25 protein-coding genes and 1 riboswitch are annotated in these 20,817 nt (G+C 68.2%); of the genes, 10 read left to right on the forward strand and 15 right to left on the reverse strand.

Translation table 11 applies throughout. The features are described from left to right. Nucleotides 1-45: 45 nt before the first annotated feature. The 3 genes from G020_RS0103045 to thiC all read right to left on the reverse strand — a co-directional run bounded on the left by G020_RS0103045 (nt 46) and on the right by thiC (nt 3,507). Nucleotides 46-951, reverse strand: coding sequence for a M48 family metalloprotease (locus tag G020_RS0103045; protein WP_018947297.1), 906 nt, complete (start codon nt 949-951; stop codon nt 46-48). Next, entirely contained in the window at nt 951-1,448 is a 498-nt protein-coding gene (locus G020_RS0103050) for an SH3 domain-containing protein (protein ID WP_029681193.1), read from the reverse strand. The genes G020_RS0103045 and G020_RS0103050 overlap by 1 nt, the downstream gene beginning before the upstream one ends. Nucleotides 1,449-1,617: 169 nt before the next feature. Continuing rightward, on the reverse strand, nt 1,618-3,507 hold the full coding sequence (gene thiC / locus G020_RS0103055) for a phosphomethylpyrimidine synthase ThiC (RefSeq protein ID WP_024328611.1): 1,890 nt from the start codon (nt 3,505-3,507) through the stop codon (nt 1,618-1,620). Between the two features lie 80 nt (nt 3,508-3,587). Then, nucleotides 3,588-3,694: riboswitch (TPP riboswitch) on the reverse strand. Nucleotides 3,695-3,776: 82 nt separating this feature from the next. Between thiC and G020_RS0103060 the strand changes: the two genes are divergently transcribed. Both G020_RS0103060 and G020_RS0103065 read left to right on the forward strand, forming a co-directional pair. Continuing rightward, entirely contained in the window at nt 3,777-4,457 is a 681-nt protein-coding gene (locus G020_RS0103060) for a TIGR00153 family protein (RefSeq protein ID WP_019022583.1), read from the forward strand. A 33-nt stretch (nt 4,458-4,490) separates the two neighbouring features. Beyond that, on the forward strand, nt 4,491-5,747 hold the full coding sequence (locus G020_RS0103065) for an inorganic phosphate transporter (protein WP_024328612.1): 1,257 nt from the start codon (nt 4,491-4,493) through the stop codon (nt 5,745-5,747). Nucleotides 5,748-5,776: 29 nt separating this feature from the next. Here G020_RS0103065 and ubiB read toward each other — a convergent pair whose 3' ends face one another. The 12 genes from ubiB to G020_RS14870 form a co-directional block, all read right to left on the reverse strand. Continuing rightward, nucleotides 5,777-7,453: a ubiquinone biosynthesis regulatory protein kinase UbiB gene (gene ubiB, locus G020_RS0103070; RefSeq protein ID WP_018868849.1), complete on the reverse strand. Its 1,677-nt coding sequence runs from the start codon at nt 7,451-7,453 to the stop codon at nt 5,777-5,779. A 5-nt stretch (nt 7,454-7,458) separates the two neighbouring features. After that, nucleotides 7,459-8,058, reverse strand: a complete 600-nt coding sequence (locus G020_RS0103075) for an SCP2 domain-containing protein (protein ID WP_024328613.1) — start codon at nt 8,056-8,058, stop codon at nt 7,459-7,461. A gap of 18 nt (nt 8,059-8,076) precedes the next feature. After that, complete coding sequence (gene ubiE / locus G020_RS0103080; protein ID WP_024328614.1) at nt 8,077-8,829, reverse strand: bifunctional demethylmenaquinone methyltransferase/2-methoxy-6-polyprenyl-1,4-benzoquinol methylase UbiE; 753 nt, start codon at nt 8,827-8,829, stop codon at nt 8,077-8,079. A gap of 13 nt (nt 8,830-8,842) precedes the next feature. Further along, on the reverse strand, nt 8,843-9,208 hold the full coding sequence (locus tag G020_RS0103085; protein ID WP_018868852.1) for a gamma-butyrobetaine hydroxylase-like domain-containing protein: 366 nt from the start codon (nt 9,206-9,208) through the stop codon (nt 8,843-8,845). 149 nt (nt 9,209-9,357) lie between these two features. Further along, complete coding sequence (hslU, locus tag G020_RS0103090; RefSeq protein WP_024328615.1) at nt 9,358-10,689, reverse strand: ATP-dependent protease ATPase subunit HslU; 1,332 nt, start codon at nt 10,687-10,689, stop codon at nt 9,358-9,360. 55 nt (nt 10,690-10,744) lie between these two features. Further along, nucleotides 10,745-11,287, reverse strand: coding sequence for an ATP-dependent protease subunit HslV (hslV, locus tag G020_RS0103095; protein ID WP_024328616.1), 543 nt, complete (start codon nt 11,285-11,287; stop codon nt 10,745-10,747). A 59-nt stretch (nt 11,288-11,346) separates the two neighbouring features. Beyond that, nucleotides 11,347-12,324, reverse strand: coding sequence for a tyrosine recombinase XerC (locus G020_RS0103100; RefSeq protein WP_024328617.1), 978 nt, complete (start codon nt 12,322-12,324; stop codon nt 11,347-11,349). Next, complete coding sequence (locus G020_RS0103105) at nt 12,299-13,006, reverse strand: DUF484 family protein (RefSeq protein WP_024328618.1); 708 nt, start codon at nt 13,004-13,006, stop codon at nt 12,299-12,301. The genes G020_RS0103100 and G020_RS0103105 overlap by 26 nt, the downstream gene beginning before the upstream one ends. Then, entirely contained in the window at nt 13,003-13,842 is an 840-nt protein-coding gene (gene dapF / locus G020_RS0103110; RefSeq protein ID WP_024328619.1) for a diaminopimelate epimerase, read from the reverse strand. The genes G020_RS0103105 and dapF overlap by 4 nt, the downstream gene beginning before the upstream one ends. Then, a complete protein-coding gene (locus G020_RS0103115; protein ID WP_024328620.1) occupies nt 13,839-14,516 on the reverse strand; it encodes a trans-aconitate 2-methyltransferase in 678 nt (225 codons plus the stop codon). Before G020_RS0103115 ends, dapF begins: the two co-directional genes overlap by 4 nt. After that, on the reverse strand, nt 14,513-15,802 hold the full coding sequence (gene lysA, locus G020_RS0103120; protein WP_024328621.1) for a diaminopimelate decarboxylase: 1,290 nt from the start codon (nt 15,800-15,802) through the stop codon (nt 14,513-14,515). Before lysA ends, G020_RS0103115 begins: the two co-directional genes overlap by 4 nt. Beyond that, the gene (locus tag G020_RS14870) at nt 15,803-15,934 is read right to left on the reverse strand and encodes a lipoprotein (RefSeq protein WP_018947280.1); all 132 of its coding nucleotides are present in this window, start codon (nt 15,932-15,934) and stop codon (nt 15,803-15,805) included. Nucleotides 15,935-16,248: 314 nt separating this feature from the next. Here G020_RS14870 and soxY point away from each other — a divergent pair, with 314 nt between their 5' ends. From soxY to tatA, 8 genes are all read left to right on the forward strand, one after another. Then, the gene (soxY, locus tag G020_RS0103130) at nt 16,249-16,722 is read left to right on the forward strand and encodes a thiosulfate oxidation carrier protein SoxY (protein ID WP_018868861.1); all 474 of its coding nucleotides are present in this window, start codon (nt 16,249-16,251) and stop codon (nt 16,720-16,722) included. A 46-nt stretch (nt 16,723-16,768) separates the two neighbouring features. Further along, complete coding sequence (gene soxZ / locus G020_RS0103135; protein ID WP_018947279.1) at nt 16,769-17,071, forward strand: thiosulfate oxidation carrier complex protein SoxZ; 303 nt, start codon at nt 16,769-16,771, stop codon at nt 17,069-17,071. 183 nt (nt 17,072-17,254) lie between these two features. Then, nucleotides 17,255-17,848 carry an imidazoleglycerol-phosphate dehydratase HisB gene (gene hisB, locus G020_RS0103140; protein ID WP_024328622.1) on the forward strand — a complete coding sequence of 198 codons (594 nt, stop codon included), beginning with the start codon at nt 17,255-17,257 and terminating at the stop codon, nt 17,846-17,848. 24 nt (nt 17,849-17,872) lie between these two features. Continuing rightward, nucleotides 17,873-18,538, forward strand: a complete 666-nt coding sequence (gene hisH, locus G020_RS0103145) for an imidazole glycerol phosphate synthase subunit HisH (RefSeq protein ID WP_024328623.1) — start codon at nt 17,873-17,875, stop codon at nt 18,536-18,538. 15 nt (nt 18,539-18,553) lie between these two features. Then, the gene (gene hisA, locus G020_RS0103150) at nt 18,554-19,291 is read left to right on the forward strand and encodes a 1-(5-phosphoribosyl)-5-[(5-phosphoribosylamino)methylideneamino]imidazole-4-carboxamide isomerase (RefSeq protein ID WP_024328624.1); all 738 of its coding nucleotides are present in this window, start codon (nt 18,554-18,556) and stop codon (nt 19,289-19,291) included. A gap of 1 nt (nt 19,292) precedes the next feature. Next, nucleotides 19,293-20,081, forward strand: a complete 789-nt coding sequence (hisF, locus tag G020_RS0103155) for an imidazole glycerol phosphate synthase subunit HisF (protein ID WP_024328625.1) — start codon at nt 19,293-19,295, stop codon at nt 20,079-20,081. After that, the gene (locus G020_RS0103160) at nt 20,078-20,440 is read left to right on the forward strand and encodes a phosphoribosyl-ATP diphosphatase (protein WP_018947276.1); all 363 of its coding nucleotides are present in this window, start codon (nt 20,078-20,080) and stop codon (nt 20,438-20,440) included. Before hisF ends, G020_RS0103160 begins: the two co-directional genes overlap by 4 nt. A 70-nt stretch (nt 20,441-20,510) precedes the next feature. Beyond that, nucleotides 20,511-20,816: a twin-arginine translocase TatA/TatE family subunit gene (gene tatA / locus G020_RS0103165; RefSeq protein WP_024328626.1), complete on the forward strand. Its 306-nt coding sequence runs from the start codon at nt 20,511-20,513 to the stop codon at nt 20,814-20,816. The last annotated feature ends 1 nt before the right edge of the window (nt 20,817 follow it).

Below are 20,817 nucleotides of genomic sequence, written 5' to 3' on the forward strand. Positions count from 1 at the left end.
GAAACGGCCTCCGGAGCGGGAGTTTGCGGACATCCGGGGGAGCGGTCAGAGGGCCGTGCGGAATCGCGAGAACCGCTTGGCCCGGGCTGTGCTGCGCGACTCCGCCGGCTCCAGCCCCAGCTCCGCGATGCGACTGGAGGGCGATGGATGGGTACGGGCGAATCCGGGGCCCTGCGGATTCCATTCGTCATCCATGCGCTCCAGCACGCGGCTCAGCGCCTCGGGGCGATAGCCGGTGCGCTCGAGGATGGCCACCGCCCCGTCGTCCGCCTCGCGCTCGAACTCGCGTGAATAGCCGTTCACGAACAGGGTCCGGGTGATGTCGTCGATGGAGTCCTCGAAGATGTCCGTCAGCTCGCGCAGATCATCGTCCCCCGCCAGCTGCGCCCCGGTCAGCGCCGCACTGGTGAGCGCCGCGGTCACGCGCGAGCTGCGGATCGCCTGCAGGCCGTGGCGCTCCTGCACGTGGGCGATCTCGTGCGCGAGTATGGCCGCCAGTTCGTCCTCGGTCTGCGCCAGCCGGGCCATGCCGCGAGTGATGAAGATATGCCCGCCCGGGGTGGCAAAGGCATTGAGCTCGTCGGAATCCAGCAGGCGGAAGGAATAGCCCTGGTAGAGAGTCGGGCGCTCCGAGTGCAGGGCCAGGACCCCGCCCAGGTTGTTCAGGTACGCCTGTGCGGCGGGGTCATCGAGGACCGCGTAGTCCTCCAGCACCCGGGCCGCCACGGCGCGGCCGATGAAATATTCCTGCTCCGGGGTGAAATCCTCCATGCTGCGCTCCGCCAGCTCGCCGGTCTGGCGCAGGCTTTCGGCCTGCCGCGCATCCAGCACGCCGGTCCGGGTCCCCAGCTCCGCACCCACCGAAGCGACCGTTCGGCAACCCGCCAGCAGCGCCAGCGACAGCACCAGGAACACCGGCAGCAGCAGGCAGGATCCATTGCGTACTCGCATCACTCACCCCCCGGCAGATGCAGCTCGCCCTGCTCGAGGAACGCCCTCAGATCCTCGGGATCCGCTCCCCCGGCTTCCATCCGGTCGACCGGGGCAAAGGACAGGCCGCGCTCACTGCGATAGCGCTCCTCCACCTCCTCGTTGAATCCGCGCCCGGCCAGCGCGATCTCGTCGCGGTCCGCGTCGCGTTCAACGTCGTCCCCGTCCTCCGTCAGGATCACCGGATCCCGGCTCAGCGCGGACAGGTGCAGCCAGCCCTCCTCGCCGGCCTCGCTGCGCACCCGCAGGAATCCCTCGCGGCGGTCACGCACCTCGACCCGGGTCCCGTAATCAAGATGCCCGCGTATCGCGGTCAGATGTCCGGGCGCCTCGCGCAGCTCGGCCGAGCGCACGGCCACGTCCCCGGGATCGCCGCGCTCAAAGGCCAGCGCGACGGAGCCGGCACCGGCAACGGCCAGGACGAGAAACAGCACCGGGAGGTTTCGGATACGCAGCATGGTGAGGACCTCGGCCGTGAGTGATCGCCCGCACCGGGAAAAGCCGACGGACAATGGACCCTCTTCCTACCGAAGCGGCCCCGCGGCGTCAAGCCGCCAGTACACGCCGGCAGGGGCGCCCGACGATGCCCCGGTACGGCGGTGCGGACGCGGTGGGGGGATCGGTGGCTCACACCTCGCGGTAGATCTTCGCGCCTTTGTCGACAAACTCGACGGCCTTCTCCTGCATGCCCTTTTCCAGCGCCTCCTGCTCCGACAGACCCTGGGCCGCGGCATAGTCGCGCACGTCCTGGGTGATCTTCATCGAGCAGAAGTTCGGGCCGCACATGGAGCAGAAGTGGGCGACCTTGTGCGCGTCCTTGGGCAGGGTCTCGTCGTGGAATTCGCGCGCGCGCTCCGGATCCAGCGCCAGGTTGAACTGGTCCTCCCAGCGGAACTCGAAGCGCGCCTTGGACAGCGCGTTGTCCTGCAGCTGCACGCCGGGAAAGCCCTTGGCGAGATCGGCCGCGTGGGCGGCGATCTTGTAGGTGATGATGCCGTCGCGCACGTCCTGCTTGTTGGGCAGGCCCAGATGCTCCTTGGGCGTCACGTAGCAGAGCATCGCGGTGCCGTACCAGCCGATATTGGCCGCGCCGATGCCGGAGGTGATGTGGTCGTAGGCCGGGGCGATGTCGGTGACCAGCGGGCCGAGGGTATAGAACGGCGCCTCGAAGCAGTCCTCCAGCTCCTTGTCGACGTTCTCCTTCACCTTCTGCAGCGGGACGTGGCCGGGGCCCTCGATCATCACCTGCACGTCGTGTTCCCAGGCCTTCTGGGTCAGCTCGCCCAGGGTCTCCAGCTCGCCGAACTGGGCGGCGTCGTTGGCATCGGCCAGGCAGCCGGGGCGCAGGCCGTCGCCCAGCGAGAACGAGACGTCGAAGGCCTGCATGATCTCGCAGATCTCGTCGAAACGGGTGTAGAGGAAGTTTTCCTGGTGATGCGCCAGGCACCACTTGGCCATGATCGAGCCACCGCGCGAGACGATGCCGGTCACGCGGTCGGCGGTTAGCGGCACGTACTGCAGACGTACGCCCGCATGGATGGTGAAGTAGTCCACGCCCTGTTCGGCCTGCTCGATCAGGGTGTCGCGGAACAGCTCCCAGGTCAGGTCCTCGGGCTTGCCGTCGACCTTCTCCAGCGCCTGGTAGATCGGCACGGTGCCGATCGGCACCGGCGAGTTGCGCAGGATCCACTCGCGGGTCTCGTGGATGTTCTTGCCGGTAGACAGGTCCATCAGGGTGTCGCCACCCCAGCGCGCGGACCATACGAGCTTCTCGACCTCCTCCTCGATCGAGGAGGAGACCGCGGAGTTGCCGATGTTGGTGTTGACCTTCACGCGGAAGTTGCGGCCGATGATCATCGGCTCCAGTTCCGGGTGGTTGATGTTCGCCGGGATGATCGCGCGGCCGCGGGCGATCTCGTCGCGCACGAACTCGGGGGTGATTTCTTCCGGAATCGAGGCACCAAAGGACTCGCCGGCGTGCTGCCGCAGCAGCTTCGTGTAGCGCGGGTCGGCGCGCATCTCCTGCAGGCGGTTGTTCTCGCGGATGGCGACGAACTCCATCTCCGGGGTGATGATCCCCTGGCGGGCGTAGTGCATCTGCGAGACGTTCGCCCCGGACTTCGCGCGGCGCGGCGGGCGGATGTGCTCGAAGCGCAGGCTGGCCAGTTCCGGATCGGCGGCGCGGGCGCGGCCGTACTCCGAGCTCGGGCCGTCCAGCCACTCGGTGTCCGCGCGCTCGTCGATCCACGCACCGCGCAGGTCCGCCAGCCCGCGGGTCAGGTCGATGCTCGCCTCGGGGTCGGTATAGGGGCCGGAGGTGTCGTAGACCGGGATCGGCGGGTTCTCCTCGGGCGTGCCGGAGGTCATCGTCGGCGTCTGCGCGACCTCGCGATACGGCACGCGGAGATCCGCGCGCGAACCCTGGACGTAACGTTTCTCGGAGTTCGGGAACGGACGGGTAACCTCGGCGGAGACCTCGGCGGTCTTGCGGGCAAACGACTCGGGGATGGCGCTCATGATCGGACCTCTGCTGCTGTCGCACGGGGCAGAGGGAGCGCGGGCAGGGCGATCGCGGGGACGGAACCCCCGGGTACAGCAGATCGTTGACCGAGCTTCCCTCCGCCGGTATCAACCGGTTCAGGTTCAAGGGGACTCTCTCAGCCCCCTCGTCGCTCGCGACAACGGGGCACCCCCAGCTCACATCCGAGTGTAACGCAGAGCCGCCCGGTAAGCACGGCGGGGCCGTTTGCGCTAGATTAAAGGTCTGTGACACTCTTCGCGCCGCCATGAGCCCCAAGAACTTTGTCTTCGAGCTGTTCGGCCGGTCCCCGGTGCGCCCGCTGCAGGCGCACATGGACAAGGTCCGTTCCTGTATCGCGGAACTGCCGCTGTTCATTCAGGCGGTGGATCGCGAAGACTGGGATGCGGCCCGCACCCATCAGGAGCGCATTGTCGAGCTCGAACACGATGCCGACCGCCTGAAGAAGGATCTGCGTCTGCACCTTCCCAAGGGGCTGATGCTCGCCATGTCGCGCCGCGACGTCCTCGACACCCTCCTCATCCAGGACCAGATCGCCAACAAGGCCAAGGACATCGCCGGGCTGATGCTGGGCCGCCAGATGCGTTTCCCCGACGACATGCAGGAGCCCGTGCAGCGGTTCCTGCAGCGCAGCGTGGACACCGTCGACCAGGCGGGGCGTGCGGTCAACGAACTGGACGAACTGGTGGAAGCGGGTTTCCGTGGCCACGAGGTCGAGGTCGTCAACCGCATCCTGCAGAAGCTCGACAGCCTCGAGCACGAGGCCGATGACGCCCAGCGCGAGGTCCGCGAAATGCTGTTTGCCCGGGAGACGGAGCTGCCGCCGGTGAACGTGATGTTCATGTATCGCGTGATCGACTCCATTGGCGATCTCGCCGACCTGGCACAGCGCGTGGGCAGCCGCCTGCAGCTGATGCTGGCCAAGTAACCACCCGACACAAAACGAGGCTCGGGAGACGGCATGGAATACGGCATTGTGCTGCTCGCCCTCGCGGTCATCTTCGGTCTGTTCATGGCCTGGGGCATCGGCGCCAACGACGTGGCCAATGCCATGGGCACCTCGGTGGGCTCGCGCGCCCTGACCATCCGCCAGGCGGTGGTGGTGGCCGGGATCTTCGTGTTCGCCGGTGCCTGGCTGGCCGGGGGCGAGGTGACCCAGACCATCCGCAGCGGAATGGTCGATTCCGAGCTGCTCGCGGACAGTCCGGACTTGCTGGTATTCGGGATGCTGGCGGCCCTGGCGGCCGCCGGAACCTGGCTGATGGTTGCGTCGTATTTCGGCTGGCCGGTTTCGACCACGCATTCCATCATCGGCGCCATCATCGGTTTTGCCGTGGTCGGCCTGGGCTTCGAGGTAGTGCGCTGGGAACGGGTGGGCACGATCGCGATGTCCTGGGTGCTGTCGCCGATGATCGGCGGCGCGATCGCCTTTGCCCTGTTTCGCAGCATCCAGCTGCTGATCCTGGATACCGCCAAGCCGCTGAAAAACGCCCGACGCTGGGCACCGCTGTACATCTTCCTGACGGCCTTCGTCACCGCCCTGGTGACCATGTTCAAGGGCCTCACCCATGTCGGCCTGAACCTGACCACGGTACAGAGCTACAGCCTGGCGATCCTGATCAGCCTGGGCGTGGTGGCGGCCGGCATGCTGGCCATCCGCCGGCTGCGCTTCGAAGAGACCCCGCCGGATGAAAACGGCTCGCACTTCAGTGACGTCGAGAAGGTCTTCGGCGTGCTGATGGTGGTCACCGGCTGCGCCATGGCCTTTGCCCTGGGCTCCAATGACGTCGCCAATGCGGTGGGGCCGCTGGCCGCGGTGGTCGACGTGATCCAGACCGGCGAGGTGGATCCGGAGACGCTGGTGCCGATGTGGGTGCTGCTGCTGGGCGGCTTCGGGATCGTGTTCGGCCTGTTCACCTACGGCCACAAGGTGATCGCCACGGTGGGCACCGGGATCACCCAGCTGACCCCCAGCCGCGGTTATGCCGCGACGGCGGCCGCGGCCGCCACCGTGGTGCTGGCCTCGGGCACCGGCCTGCCGATCTCCACCACCCATACCCTGGTGGGCGCGATCCTCGGCGTGGGCCTGGCCCGCGGGATCGCGGCGATCGACCTGCGCCTGGTACGCATGATCTTCATGTCGTGGATCGTGACCCTGCCGGCCGGCGCAATCCTGGCGATCCTGTTCTTCTACGTGCTGCGCGGCCTGCTGGGCTGAAATCCGGGCCAGGAACGGAGCCGGCCGGGTCAGTGCTGCGGCCGCGGCGGCAGCGGCCGCAGGCTGAACAGCAAGAGCCCCAGCCCCAGGATCCCCGCGGGCCAGGCCGGCCAGGCCAGCCCCAGCCACTCGGGCACGTCCAGCTGCAGGCTCAGGCCCGCCACCACCAGCAGCCCCAGCGCGGCCAGGCCCTCGCGCCGGCGCCGGTCCTGCTGACCGAGACCGTCCTCCAGCTCGCGGATCTGCTGGCGCAGCGCGGCATCGCGTTCGGCCCGCTGCTCCTCCACCGTCAGCGCCTTCTCCACATGCAGCGGCAGCTCCGGCAGATGGGCCAGCAGCCGCGGCAGGTGTTCGCGCGCGCTGCGGAAGAAGGCGCGCGTCCCCATGCGCTCGTGCATCCACTGCTCGATGAACGGCTTGGCGGTGGTCCACAGGTCCAGCTGCGGGTACAGCTGGCGCCCCAGGCCCTCGATGTTCAGCAGGGTCTTCTGCAACAGCACCAGCTGCGGCTGGACCTCCATGTCGAAGCGCCGCGCGGTCTGGAAGAGCCGCATCAGCACCTGGCCAAAGGAGATCTCGTCCAGCGGCTTCTGGAAGATCGGCTCGCACACCGACCGGATCGCCGCCTCGAACTCGTCGACCCGGGTGTCCTTCGGGACCCAGCCGGATTCCACGTGCAGCTCGGCCACGCGCCGGTAGTCACGGTTGAAGAAGGCGTAGAAGTTCTCCGCGAGGTAACGCTGGTCGGAGTCCAGCAGCGAGCCGACGATGCCGAAATCGACCGCGCGGTACGTCGGGTCGTCGGGATGGGTGGCATCGACGAAGATATTGCCCGGGTGCATGTCGGCGTGGAAGAAGTTGTGCTTGAACACCTGGGTGAAGAAGATCTCCACGCCGCGCTCCGCCAGCAGCCGCAGATCCACCCCGCGTTCACGCAGGGCGGCCACGTCGGCCACCGGAATGCCCTCGATGCGTTCCATCACCAGCACGCTCTGGCGGGTATAGTCCCAGATGATTTCCGGGATGTAGAGCAGGTGGCTGTCGGCGAAATTGCGATGGATGGCCGCCGCGTTGGCGCCCTCGCGGATCAGGTCCAGCTCGTCGGTGACGGTCTTCTCGTACTCGTCCACCACCTCGCGCGGGCGCAGCCGCCGAGCCTCGCTCCAGTAGCGATCCGCCAGCGCGGCGATGGTGTGCATCACCTCGAGGTCCGCGCGGATGGTCTTCAGGATGCCGGGCCGCACGACCTTCACCACCACCTCGCGGCCGTCCTGCAGCCGCGCCTCGTGGACCTGGGCGATGGAGGCCGAGGCCAGCGGGGTATCGGAAAACTCGGCAAAGGCGATGTCCACCGGGCGTTCCAGCTCGGCCTCGATCACCGCGCGCGCTCGGTCGGCGGGGAACGGCGGGACACGATCCTGCAGGCGCGCCAGCTCCACCGCGATGTCGTCCGGCAGGAGGTCGCGGCGGGTCGACAGCATCTGCCCGAACTTGATGAAGATCGGCCCGAGGTCCTCCAGCGCGCGGCGGATGCGTTCGCCCCGCGTGCCCCGGGTGCGGCGGAACCAGTTCCACGGCGCGAGATAGAGCAGGAAACTCAGCGGACGCAGCGGCTTGAGGGTGAACAGGATGACGTCCAGCCGGTAGCGCACCAGGACCCGGGCGATGGTCCACAGCCGCAGACCCTGGTAGAAGCTGCGTCGCATGGGTGTCAGGCGTCTCCGGATTCGAGACGCCGCAGGCGCGCCTCCAGCCGGGCGGTATCGTCGCGCAGGCGGGCCACGTCCTCGCTGAAGGCCTCGAAGGCCCCGGACGGCGGCAGCCAGCCCGCCTCGTCGCGGGCATAATCGGCCACATCCTCGGCGGAGCGGGTGGCCGCATGGCGCAGGCCGCCGGTCACACGCCGGAACAGGTCCTGCAGCGGACCGGCCGAACCGGCGCCGGCAACCCGCTCGAACAGCGCCGCCCAGTCATGCTCGGCCTCGCCCAGCGCGCGCTGCAGATCCGACAGTGCGGTGGCATCCCCGGTGATTTCCAGGCCGCTGCGGTCGTCGCGGGTCATGGCCGCCCCCAGCGACAATGGCGAGCCGGCCACGCGGGCATCCACGGGTTCGTCCACCCCGCCGATCACCTGCAGGCGGTCAGCGGCACCCACCAGACTGAACGCGACCCCCGGCGGCTCGACCACGATGGCCACCGCGCGTCCGGCCAGGCGTTCGCGCGCGTGGGGCGGGGCGGCCTCCAGGAGCTCGTTCAGCAGGGTCTCGACCAGAGCGGTGACGGGGCTCGGCAGGGCGGCGGGCTCGGACATCGGTGGCGGCTCCCGGGGTTACAGGCGGGTGGCACGGTGCAGCGCGACGATCCCGCCAGTGAGGTTGTCGTATTCGACGCGTTCCAGGCCGGCATCGCGCATCAGCCCGGCCAGGGTCTCCTGATCCGGGTGCATGCGGATGGATTCGGCCAGATAGCGATAGGAATCCGCATCATTGGCGACCAGACGCCCCATCAGCGGCAGGAGCCTGAAGGAATAGACATCGTAGGCCGGCCGCAGCGGCGCCACCGGCTGCGAAAACTCCAGGATCAGCACCCGACCGCCGGGCTTGAGCACCCGGCGCATCTCCGCCAGGGCGTTTTCCTTGCGGGTCACGTTGCGCAGGCCGAAGGCCATGGTGATGCGGTCGAAGGACTCGTCGGGATACGGCAGGACTTCGGCATCCGCCTGCACGTAGTCGATGTTGCCGACCCGGCCCTCGTCGATCAGCCGGTCGCGCCCGGCCTCCAGCATGGAGGCGTTGATGTCGCAGACCACGACCTGGCCCTTCGGTCCGACCCGCGGCGCGAACGCACTGGCGAGATCGCCGGTCCCGCCGGCCAGGTCGAGGATGCGCATGCCGGGCCGCACCCCGGCGCGTTCCACGGTGTAGCGCTTCCACACGCGGTGGATGCCCATGGACATCAGGTCGTTCATCACGTCGTAGCGGGAAGCCACGGAGTGGAACACCTGTCCGACCCGCTCGGTCTTCTCGGATTCGGAAACGGTCTGGTAGCCGAAGTGGGTCTTGCCGGGGTCGTCGTCGTTCATGAGTCTTCTTGCGTCAGTGGGTGCGGCGTTCGTGACCGGCCTGATGCAGCCGTTCCAAGTAATCCTGCCACAGACGCTCCTGTTCCGTACCCAGCTTGTAGAGGTAATCCCAGTCGTAGATGCCCGTATCGTGGCCGTCGGAGAACACCAGCTTGACTGCGTAATTGCCGACCGGCTCGATCGCGGTGATGTTCACGTCCTCCTTGCCGACCTGCAGCACCTCCTGTCCGGGGCCGTGCCCGCGCACCTCGGCCGACGGCGAATACACCCGCAGGAACTCGCAGGGCAGCTCGAAATGCGAGCCGTCGGCATAGCGCAGCTCGAGGATGCGCGACTTCTGGTGCAGCTGGATGTCCGTGGGTCGTTGCGTACTGCTCATGCGGCCTCCGACGTGCGGCGCCCGGATTGCCCGGGACGATGGGAACGCCCGGGACCGCCAGGGCGGCCCCGGAATCACTGCCGCCGGCGAGGATACCAGCCCGCGCACCCCGACGGGCATACCCCGGCACGGGCTCCGGGGTTGGGGCGCTACAGGATGTAGCGCGACAGGTCCTCGTCCTCGGCCAGGTCGCTCAGGCGTTCGTCGACGAACGCGCGGTCGATCACGACCGGTTCCGGGATGTCGGGGGCGCGGAACGCCACATCCTGCAGCAGGCGTTCGAGCACGGTGTGCAGCCGCCGGGCGCCAATGTTCTCGGTGCGCGCGTTGACGTCGTGGGCGATCTCGGCGAGACGCTGCACGCCCTCGTCGCGGAATTCCACGCTGACGCCTTCGGTCTTCATCAGCTCCACGTACTGCTCGGTCAGCGAGGCCGTGGGCTCGGTCAGGATGCGCACGAAGGCCTCCACCGACAGCGGCTCCAGTTCCACCCGGATCGGCAGCCGGCCCTGGAGCTCGGGGACCATGTCCGACGGCTTGCTCAGGTGGAACGCGCCGGAGGCAATGAACAGGATGTGGTCGGTGTGCACCATGCCCAGCTTGGTCGACACGGTAGTGCCCTCGATCAGCGGCAGCAGGTCGCGCTGCACGCCCTCGCGGGAGACATCCGAGCCGCTCTTTTCGCTGCCCTTGGCGACCTTGTCGATCTCGTCGAGGAACACGATGCCGCTCTGCTCGACCCGCTCGATCGCCTTGACCTTGAGTTCCTCCTCGTTGACCAGGCGCGCGGCTTCCTCGTCCACCAGCAGGCGCCGGGCATCGGCGATCTTAAGGCGCCGCTGCTGACTTTTCTGCCCGCCCATGTTCTGGAACATCGACTGCAGCTGACTGGCCATCTCTTCCATGCCGGGCGGTGTCATCAGTTCGACGTTCTGCCCCTGCTGCTGGAGCTCGATGTCGATCTCGCGCTCGTCCAGACTGCCCTCGCGCAGACGCTTGCGCAGCTTCTGCCGGGTCTCGTTGTTGGCCGCGTCGTCGCCGGACTCGGTGAAACCGGCGTTGCGCGGCCGCGGCAGCAGGGCATCGAGGATGCGCTCCTCGGCGGCGTCCTCGGCCTGACCACGATGCTGCTGCATCTCTTCCTCGCGCAGCTGCTTGATCGCATTTTCGGCCAGATCCCGGATGATCGATTCCACATCGCGCCCGACATAGCCCACCTCGGTGAACTTGGTCGCCTCGACCTTGATGAACGGCGCCTTCGCCAGCTTTGCCAGACGGCGGGCGATCTCGGTCTTGCCGACGCCGGTAGGGCCAATCATCAGGATGTTCTTGGGCGTGACCTCGGGCTGCAGGGCCTCGGGCAGCTGGCGCCGGCGCCAGCGGTTGCGCAGGGCGACGGCCACGGAACGCTTGGCGTCGTCCTGGCCGATGATATAGCGATCCAGTTCCTGGACGATCTCGCGGGGGGTCATGTCGCTCATGGCTTGCGGTCCTGAAGGGTCGCGGCCGGGGAGCCTTGCGGGCGACGCCGGGGCGTCACTCGGCGTCGAGGCTCTCCAGCGTAATGTTGTGATTGGTGTAGACGCAGATGTCGGCGGCGGTATGGAGGCTCTTCTCCACCACGTCGCGCGCCGGCAGGTCGGTGTTCTGCAGCAGGGCCTGGGCCGAGGCCTGGGCGTAGGGGCCGCCGGAGCCGATCGCGATCAGCGCGTTCTCGGGCTCGATCACGTCGCCATTGCCCGAGATCACGAACGAGTTCTCGCGATCGGACACCGCCAGCAGGGCCTCCAGCTTGCGCAGCGCGCGGTCGGTGCGCCAGTCCTTGGCCAGCTCGACCGCCGCACGGGTGACGTTGCCGGAGTGCTTCTCCAGCATGCCCTCGAAGCGCTCGAACAGGGTGAAAGCGTCGGCGGTACCGCCGGCGAATCCGGCGAGGATGCGGTCATGATAGACGCGGCGCACCTTGCGCGCGTTGCCCTTCATCACGGTGTTGCCCAGCGATACCTGGCCGTCGCCGCCCAGGGTCACGGCGCCATTGCGGCGCACACAGACGATGGTGGTGCCACGAAACTGCTCCACGGTGGTCTCCTGCAATCGGTGGTCGGATCCGGACCGGGATTGTACGCGGTTGCGGCCGCCTACGAACCCGTCTCGTCGGCCGGATCGTGACGCCGCGCGCGGGGATGGGCGGCATCGTAGACCTCGGCCAGGTGCTGATAGTCCAGATGGGTGTAGATCTGGGTAGTCGACAGATCGGCATGCCCCAGCAGTTCCTGCACCGCGCGCAGGTCGCCGCTGGATTCCAGCAGGTGGCTGGCGAAGGCGTGGCGCAGGCGATGCGGGTGCAGATGCACGTCGAGCCCGCCCCGGCGCCCCGCCTCGGCGACCCGTCGCTGGACCGAACGGTTGCTGATGCGCTGCCCGCGCCGGGTCACGAACAGCGCGGGTTCGTCGACATCCGCCCACTGGCCGCGCACCGCCAGCCAGTCGCGCAGGGCGGCCAGCGCCATGCGTCCGGCGGGCACCCGGCGCTCGCGGCGGCCCTTGCCGAGTACTCGCACCATGCCGGCGTCCCGGTCCACGTCCGGCAGATCCAGCCCGGTGAGTTCCGCCAGCCGCAGTCCGGAGCCGTACAGCAGCTCCAGCATCGCGCGGTCGCGGCGCGCCAGGGGCGAATCGGGATCGGCCGCTTCCCCGTCCGGCGCGGAGGCGGTGGCGGGCGGGGCATCCAGCGCCTGCTGCGCCTGATCGACATCCAGCCCGCGGGGCAGCGGACGGTCGGTCTTCGGGCCGCGCAGCCCGGCGGCCGGGTTGGCGGCGCGCTCGCCGCGCTCCACCTGAAAATCGAGGAAACCGCGCACTGCAGCGAGGAACCGGCGGACCGAGCGCGGATGCCGCCCGCCCCGGGCCAGGCCGGCCACGATGCGGCGCAGCGCGGCGGCATCCAGCTCCGTCCAGGGCGCGCCCCAGGCCCGGCGCAGTTCGCGCAGATCGCGACCGTACGCGGCCACGGTGTGCAACGACAGGCCGCGCACATCACGCAGATGGGCGAGATAGGCCTCGATGGCGGGATCGGGTTGCGACTCGGACTCAGGCGGCCTGTTTGCGGTCGGCATGGCAGCGGATGGACTCGGCCAGGAGCTCGCCGATATGGGTGACGAAGTAGGTCCCCATGTCCGGCTGGAAGCGATCCGGCGAGGCGCTGGCCAGACCCAGCACGCCTACGCGTTCGTCGTCGGCCAGAAGCGGCATCAGGATCGCCGAACCCACCGTGTGGTCCGCATCGTCGAACAGCACCTTCAGCATGTCAGGCGGCACGCGGCCGCACTGCGCCCGGCCGCGGGCGAACAGCGGTTCCAGCACGGCCAGCTGGGCGGTATCCAGGGCGTGCAGGTCCTGCACCTCGCGCTCCGCCAGACGGATGCTCACCCGCTCGGCGCCCAGTTCATCGCGCAGGGCATCCTGGGTCAGCGCCAGCACCGCATCCAGGTTCTCCGCACGCATCAGGGTTCGGGCCAGATCGTGCAGCTGGCGGCCGACCCGTTCGTTGTCGCGGGCGCGCTCCACCAGCTCGTGCATGCGCTGCTCCAGCTGGCGGTTCTGCTCGCGCAGGCGCTTGAGCTGGCGTTCGACCAGGGACTCGGCTCCACCGGCCGGATGCGGGATGCGCAGCACGTCCAGCAGGGCCTGGTGGTCGAGGAAGAAATCCGGGTGCTCGCGCAGCCAGGCCTCGACCTCGGCCGCCGAGAGTTCGGCGCCATCCCCCGCCGGGGAGACACTGGAGGGGTCTGTACTCATAGATCGATCCTGCCGTTGAATACCGTGGTTGCGGGGCCGGTCAGCCGCACCGGCGACTCCGCGCTGCCGTCCCAGCTTAGCACAAGGACCCCGCCCGGCAGCGAAACCCGTACACGCGCGTCGACCCGTCCCTGAAGGCGGGCCACGACCATGGCCGCGGCCGCGCCGGAGCCACAGGCGAGCGTCTCGCCGGCGCCGCGCTCGTACACCCGCAGATCCAGATGCCCGCGATCGCGCACCGCGGCAAAACCGGCGTTCACGCGGCGCGGAAAGCGGGGGTGTGCCTCGATCGCGGGCCCCAGGGTCTCCACCGGTGCGTGCGCCACGTCGTCGACAAAGGTCACGGCATGCGGGTTGCCCATGGACACCGCGCCGATCGTCAGGGCCGTGTCGCCGACCTCCAGGCGGTACTCCGGTGCCTCAAAGTCGGCCTCGAACGGGATGCGCGCCGGCTCCAGTACCGGGCGGCCCATGTCGACGGTCACCTGTTCGTCCGCCTCCACCCGCAGCACCAGCGGACCGCCCAGGGTCTCCACCGGGATCTCGCGGGCATCGGTCAGGCCCTGCTCGCGCACGAACCGGGCGAAACAGCGCGCGCCATTGCCGCACTGCTCCACCTCGCCACCGTCGGCGTTGAAGATGCGATAGCGAAACAGCGCGCTCGCCGGATCGGCGGGCGGCTCCACCAGCAGGATCTGGTCGCAGCCCACGCCGAAATGGCGATCGGCCAGCAGGCGCAGCTGATCCGTGCTCAGCGCGACCGCCTGACGCACGCCGTCGAACACCACGAAGTCGTTGCCCAGGCCATGCATCTTGGTGAAAGCCAGCTCGCTCATTCCGCGCGCTCCGGCAATCGCCCGTGGATGACCATGTGGCGGTCGCTGGTCACCCGCACGCGGAAACCTTCGAGACCGACGGCGGCCAGCTGGCCCTGGACCTCCTCGGGGGTAAACGCCGCATGCAGGGAATGTTCGAAGTCGCGCCGCAGGACCTCCGGGGCGTCGGCCGCGTGCTCCGCCACCAGGCGTTTCACTTCGGCCTCCGAGTCGGGACGGCGCAGGTCCATCACGAACACCCGCGCTCCCGGGGCGCCGTCACGACGGATCACCTGCCACAGCACTCCCGGATCATGCAGGTGATGCAGCAGCGAGTTGCAGATGATGGTGGCGTAGGGCGCGCGCGGACCCCGCGCATCGGGCAGGCAACCCTCGGCCAGATGGACACGCGCGGCGGCCGGATGGCCGACCCGCAGCGCATCCCCGGCCGCCAGCATGGCGGGGGCACCGTCCAGCCCGTCCACTTCGCATTCGGGATGGCGCGCGGCAAAGCGCAGGCTGACATCCCCCGGGCCGCAGCCCGGATCCAGCACGGGGCCGCGCACCGGCTCCGGGAACACCTCGGTGAAGGCGTCGACGAAACCCTCGTGGGGCTGCGCGAAATCCGCCTCGGCATAGGCCCGGGCCTGCCCGGGCTCCAGCATCAACTCGGGCTCGGGCCGCCGCGGGATCACGGATCGACCCTCCCGGGCGGATCCTCGTCGTCGGGATCGCGCGGCAGCATGCTCTCGCGCATCATCAGGTGATCGACCTGCTCGCGGCGGTTGACGATCTGATAATGATCACCGTCCACCATGACCTCGGGCGGGCGCGGGCGGCTGTTGTAATTGCCCGCCATCACGTAACCGTAGGCACCGGCGGAGCGCACCGCCAGCACGTCACCGGGGGCCAGCGCGAGATCGCGTTCGCGCCCGAGGAAATCCCCGGTCTCGCATACGGGTCCGACCACGTCGTAACTGCGGGTCTCGGTGTCCTCGCGCGGCACGATCGGGTCGATCGCCTGCCAGGCGCCATACAGCGCCGGACGCAGCAGGTCGTTCATTGCCCCGTCGACGATCGCGAAATCGCGGTGCTCCGAATGCTTGAGGTATTCCACCCGGGTCAGGAACACCCCGGCGTTAGCGGCGATCGCCCGACCCGGCTCCAGCAGCACCTTCAGCGGCCGCTCGCCCAGGGTTTCGCGCAGGGCGGCCGCCCAGACGTCCGGCTCCGGCGGGGTCTCGTCGCGGTAGCGCACGCCCAGCCCGCCGCCGACATCGATGTGCGACAGCTCGATGCCGTCTTCCGCCAGCCGGTCCACCAGCGCCAGCACCCGTTCCAGCGCGTCGACGAACGGCTCGGTGCTGGTCAGCTGGGAGCCGATGTGGAAATCCACGCCGATCGCGTCCAGGTGCCCGGACTCATGGATGCGGCGATACAGCGCCGGCGCGTCCTCGATCGCCACGCCGAACTTGTTGTCGCGCAGCCCGGTGGCAATGTAGGGATGGGTCTCGGCGTCGACGTCCGGGTTCACCCGCAGCGACACCGGGGCGACCTCCCCCCGCTCGGCCGCGACTGCTTCCAGGCGTTCCAGCTCGCCCTCCGATTCGAGGTTGAAGCAGTGGATGCCGACGTCCAGCGCGCGCCGCATCTCCGCCGCGGTCTTGCCGACCCCGGAGAACACCACCCGCGCGGGATCGCCGCCGGCACGCAGCACCCGCTCCAGCTCGCCGCCGGAGACGATGTCGAACCCGGAGCCCATGCGCGCCAGTACGTTCAGTACTGCCAGGCTGGAGTTGGCCTTGACCGCGAAGCAGACCTGATGCGGCATCCCGATCAGGGCCTCGGCGAACGCGCGATAGTGGCGCTCCAGGGTGGCGCGGGAGTAGACGTAGGCCGGGGTCCCCACCCGGCGGGCCAGGGCGTCGAGGTCCACGCTCTCGCAATGCAGCGTGCCCCCGCGGTAATCGAAATAGTCCATCTAGCGGGATTCCTCCTGCTCGTCCTCGGGGAGGTAGAGATCGCCCTTCTGCCCGCAACTGGCCAGCATCTGCGCGCCTCCGAGGACGATGACCACGATCAGCAGCAGCAGGTGGGCCTTGCAGAAGGACATGGGTGCGGTATCCGGAAATGATTGCATCGGGAGGGCATAGTGTGCCATTGATACGGGGCTGGCTTCACTCGGATCAGGGGCGATGCGGCCCGGAGCCGCTCGATAACGGATCCGTTCATGAAGCGTTCAGCCACATTCTGGGACTCTGGAGTTGCAGGATCAGCAAAGGGCCCGACACCAAAGGGGGCTGATCCGGGGACGGGGAATAGAACCGAACGGTACCTCGTCACAACGCACAGGCGCCTGCATCCACATGGATCGCTCGCGCCCCGGGAATGTCCGGATTTGATCCAAAAAGATGAGAGGAGATCTCCATGATTAGCACCAAGCGTCGTGTCTTCCTGAAAGGCACTCTCGCCGCCGGTACCGTGGGCGCCGCCGTGGGCGCCGGCCTGCTGGCCCCGAGCAAGCTGCTCGCCGCCTGGTCCGCCGACATGTTCGATACCGAGAGCATGGAAGATGCAATGAATGCGGTCGCCGGCACCACCGACATGCAGCAGTCCGACGACATCGACCTGAGCGCCCCGGAAATCGCCGAGAACGGTGCCGTGGTGCCGATCTCGGTCGAGGCCCACATGGACAACGTCGAGGAGATCGCGGTCTTCGCCGAAGCCAACAACCGCTCCCTGACCGGCCGTTATGTCTTCGCCTCCGGCGCGAAGCCCAAGGCGTCCATGCGCATCCGCCTGGGTGACACCTCGGACGTGATCGCCGCCGTCAAGGCCGACGGCAACTGGTACATGACGTCCCGCAACGTCGAAGTGACGGTGGGTGGCTGCGGCGGCTAAGCCGGCACCCTCACCGATCCGATCAACAGTCTGGAGGTAAAGAACTATGTCCATCCGTATTCGCGCCCAGGAACAGGACGGCATGATCAACGTCCGCGCCCTGCTGTCCCACCCGATGCACACGGGTGAGGAAGAGGATGATGCCGGCGAAATCATCCCCGAGCATTTCATTCAGACCGTCGAAGCCAAGCGCAACGGCGAAACCATGGTCACCGCCTACTGGAACGTGACCATCTCGCAGAACCCCTTCCTCGAGCTGGAATTCGAAGGTTCGTCCGGCGACACCGTCGAGGTCAGCTGGGAAGACAATCAGGGCGACACCGCTTCCGAGTCGGTTACCGTCCGGTAAATCCATCTCCCTTGATGGATGGGGAAAGGCCGGGGTTCGCCCCGGCCTTTTTTGTGGGCACCCGTATCCGGCGCACCGATGGGTGGAAAGACGTCGCGCTGCATGTCCCGGGCCGCGAGTACGGCATACCGGCCGGGCGCCAGCCTTGCTACACTGGAGCTTTCTGCGTCGAAGCCAGCCAAGATGAACCAGCGTACCGCCTCCGTCCGCCGCGACACCCTCGAGACCCGGATCGCCGTCGAACTGAACCTCGACGGCACCGGCCAGTGCCACACCGAGACCGGCATCCCGTTCCTCGACCACATGCTCGACCAGATCGCGCGTCACGGGATGGTCGATCTGGACGTGCGCGCCGAAGGCGACCTGCACATCGACGACCACCACACGGTGGAAGACATCGGCATCACCCTGGGCCAGGCACTGGCGCGGGCCATCGGCGACAAGAAGGGCATCCGCCGCTATGGCCATGCCTATGTTCCGCTGGACGAGGCCCTGTCACGGGTGGTGATCGACTTCTCCGGCCGCCCGGGCCTGGAGATGCACGCCGATTTCCGCCGTTCGCACATCGGCCAGTTCGATGTCGACCTGTTCCACGAATTCTTCCAGGGCCTGGTCAACCACGCGTGGATCACCCTGCACGTTGACTGCCTGCGCGGGGACAATGCCCATCACGTGGCGGAGACCATCTTCAAGGCCTTCGGCCGCGCACTGCGCGAAGCCGCGGAGGAAGACCCCCGCGGCGCCGGCATCACGCCCTCCACCAAGGGCAGCCTGTAAGGCCCGCCGCAACAGGGAAGCCACATGGAAACCGTCGCCGTCATCGATTACGGCATGGGCAACCTCCACTCGGTGGAGCGTGCCCTGACACACGAGGCCGCACCCGGCCAGCGCATCCTGCGTACCGACGACCCGGAGATCCTGCGCGAGGCCGATCGGCTGGTGTTTCCCGGCCAGGGAGCGGCCGGGGACGCGATGCAGGCCCTGGCCCGGCGCGGTCTGAACCGCATGCTCCCGGAACTGGCCGCCTCGCGCCCGTTCCTCGGGCTGTGCCTGGGGCAGCAGATCCTGATGGAGCACTCGGACGAAAGCGGCGGCGTTGACCTTCTGGGGGTGATCCCCGGCGGGGTCGCGCGCTTTCCGGAACGCAGCGATGCGCAGGGGCGCCGCCTCAAGGTGCCGCACATGGGCTGGAACCGCGTGCAGGCCACCGGCGAACACCCGCTGTGGCACGGCCTGCCGGAGACGCCGTGGTTCTATTTCGTCCACAGCTACCGGGTGCAGCCGCGCGACGCGGCCAGCGTGGCCGCGTACACCGATTATGGCGAAACCTTTGCCTCGGCCCTCGCCCGGGGCTCGCTGTTCACCATGCAGTGTCACCCGGAAAAGAGCGCGGCCTGCGGGTTGCGCCTGCTGCACAACTTTCTGCGCTGGGACGGCGACGCCCCGGACGCCCCGCAAACGCCGTAACTGGAGGCGGAGAAGATGCTGGTCATTCCCGCGATCGACCTGAAGGAAGGCAAGTGCGTGCGCCTGCGCCAGGGGCGCATGGAGGATTCGACGGTATTCGGCGAAGAACCGGTGGAAATGGCCCGACGCTGGGTCGAGGCCGGGGCCGAACGCCTGCACATCGTGGACCTTGACGGCGCGTTCGCCGGCCGCCCGCGCAACGCCGAGGCGATCCACGCGATCGTCGAGGCCTTCCCCGACCTGACCATCCAGATCGGCGGCGGCATCCGCGACGATGACACCGTGCAGGCCTATCTCGATGCCGGCGTGCAGTACGTGATCATCGGCACGCGGGCGGTCAGCGCGCCGCATTTCGTCAACGACCTGTGCCTGGAATTCCCGGGTCACATCATCGTCGGCCTGGACGCCCGCGATGGCAAGATCGCGGTGGACGGCTGGTCCAAGCTCTCGCGTCACGACGTAATCGACCTCGCCCAGCACTTCGAGTCCGACGGCGTCGCCGCGATCATCTATACCGACATCGCGCGCGACGGGATGATGGAAGGCCCCAACGTGGAGGCCACCGCGAAGCTCGCAGAGAACGTTCGCATACCGGTGATCGCCTCCGGCGGCGTCAGCTCGCTGGACGACATCCGCAGCCTCGCCCGCGGGGCCGACGCCGGCATCGACGGCGTGATCGTCGGCCGCGCCCTGTACGAGGACGCCTTCACCCTGGAGCAGGCGCGCGCGGCCGCCCGGGGCGAGGACACCTGAGATGCTGGCACGCCGCATCATCCCCTGCCTGGACGTGGACGCCGGCCGCGTGGTCAAGGGCGTGAACTTCGTCGGCATCCGCGACGCCGGTGACCCGGTGGAGATCGCGCGGCGCTACGACGCCCAGGGTGCCGACGAGCTGACGTTCCTCGACATCACCGCCTCCTCCGACGACCGCAGCACCATCCTGCACGTGGTCGAAGAAGTCGCCTCGCAGGTCTTCATCCCGCTGACCGTGGGCGGCGGCGTGCGCGCCGTGGACGACATCCGGCGCCTGCTGAACGCCGGGGCGGACAAGGTGTCCATCAACACTGCGGCGGTTCACCGGCCCGAACTGGTACGCGAAGCCGCGGACTGGGTCGGCTCGCAATGCATCGTGGTGGCCATCGACGCGCGCCGCACCAGCGCCGAGGGCGAACCCCCACGCTGGGAGATCTTCACCCACGGCGGGCGCCGCGAGACCGGCCTGGATGCGATCGAATGGGCGCAATACATGGCCGAACTGGGTGCCGGGGAGATCCTGCTGACCAGCATGGACCGCGACGGCACCCGCAGCGGCTTCGACCTGGAACTGACGCGTGCGGTGAGCGACGCGGTGAACATCCCGGTGATCGCCTCGGGCGGCGTGGGCACCCTCGAACACCTGGTCGAGGGCGTGACCACCGGGCACGCGGATGCCGTGCTGGCGGCCAGCATCTTCCATTTTGGCGAGCACACGGTGGGCGAGGCCAAGGCCGCGATGGAAGCCGCGGGGGTGCCCGTGCGTCCTCTGCAGGAGGTGACGGCGTGAACGATCCCTCCGCAACCCCGCGCGAGCACCTGCTGGCGGCGCTGGCCGAGGTCATCGACGAGCGACGCTCCGCGGACCCCGAACGCTCCTACGTCGCGAAGCTGCAGGCACGCGGCCTGGATGCCATGCTCAAGAAGGTGGGCGAAGAAGCCACCGAGGCGGTGCTGGCGGCCAAGGACGACGACGCCGATGCGCTGGTGTCGGAAATGGCCGACCTGTGGTTTCATACCCTCATTGTCCTGCGGGCGCGCGACCGGCACCCCGACGACGTCCTCGACGAACTGGCCCGGCGTTTCGGCCTGTCCGGCGTGGAGGAAAAGGCCGGCCGCGAAGTCGCAGGACAGCGTTCGGACAAATAGGCGGCCTGGTTGATTCGGGAACCCTCCCCGGTCAGGCTGTCCGGCAAGGAACTTATTTCGGAGACACTCCATGGGTATTGGTGGTATCAGCATCTGGCAGCTCCTGATCATCCTTCTGATCGTGGTCCTGCTGTTCGGCACGAAGAAACTGCGCAACATGGGCGGTGACGTCGGCTCCGCGCTGAAGAACTTCCGGCAGGCGGTCAAGGACCCCGACGGCGAGAACCAGAAGAAGGAAGGCGAAGAAGGCGCGGAAGGCGAAAAGCCGGGCGTCGAGAACCAGAGCGAGGACGACGAAGGTCGCGTGGTCGACGCCGAGGTGAAAAAGCGCAGCGAGAAGTCCGGCGACAACGACTCGTCGGACAAGAACGCCTGAT

The sequence above is a fragment of the Thioalkalivibrio sp. ALR17-21 genome, assembly GCF_000420185.1.
GTDB classification, from domain to species: Bacteria; Pseudomonadota; Gammaproteobacteria; order Ectothiorhodospirales; family Ectothiorhodospiraceae; genus Thioalkalivibrio; species Thioalkalivibrio halophilus.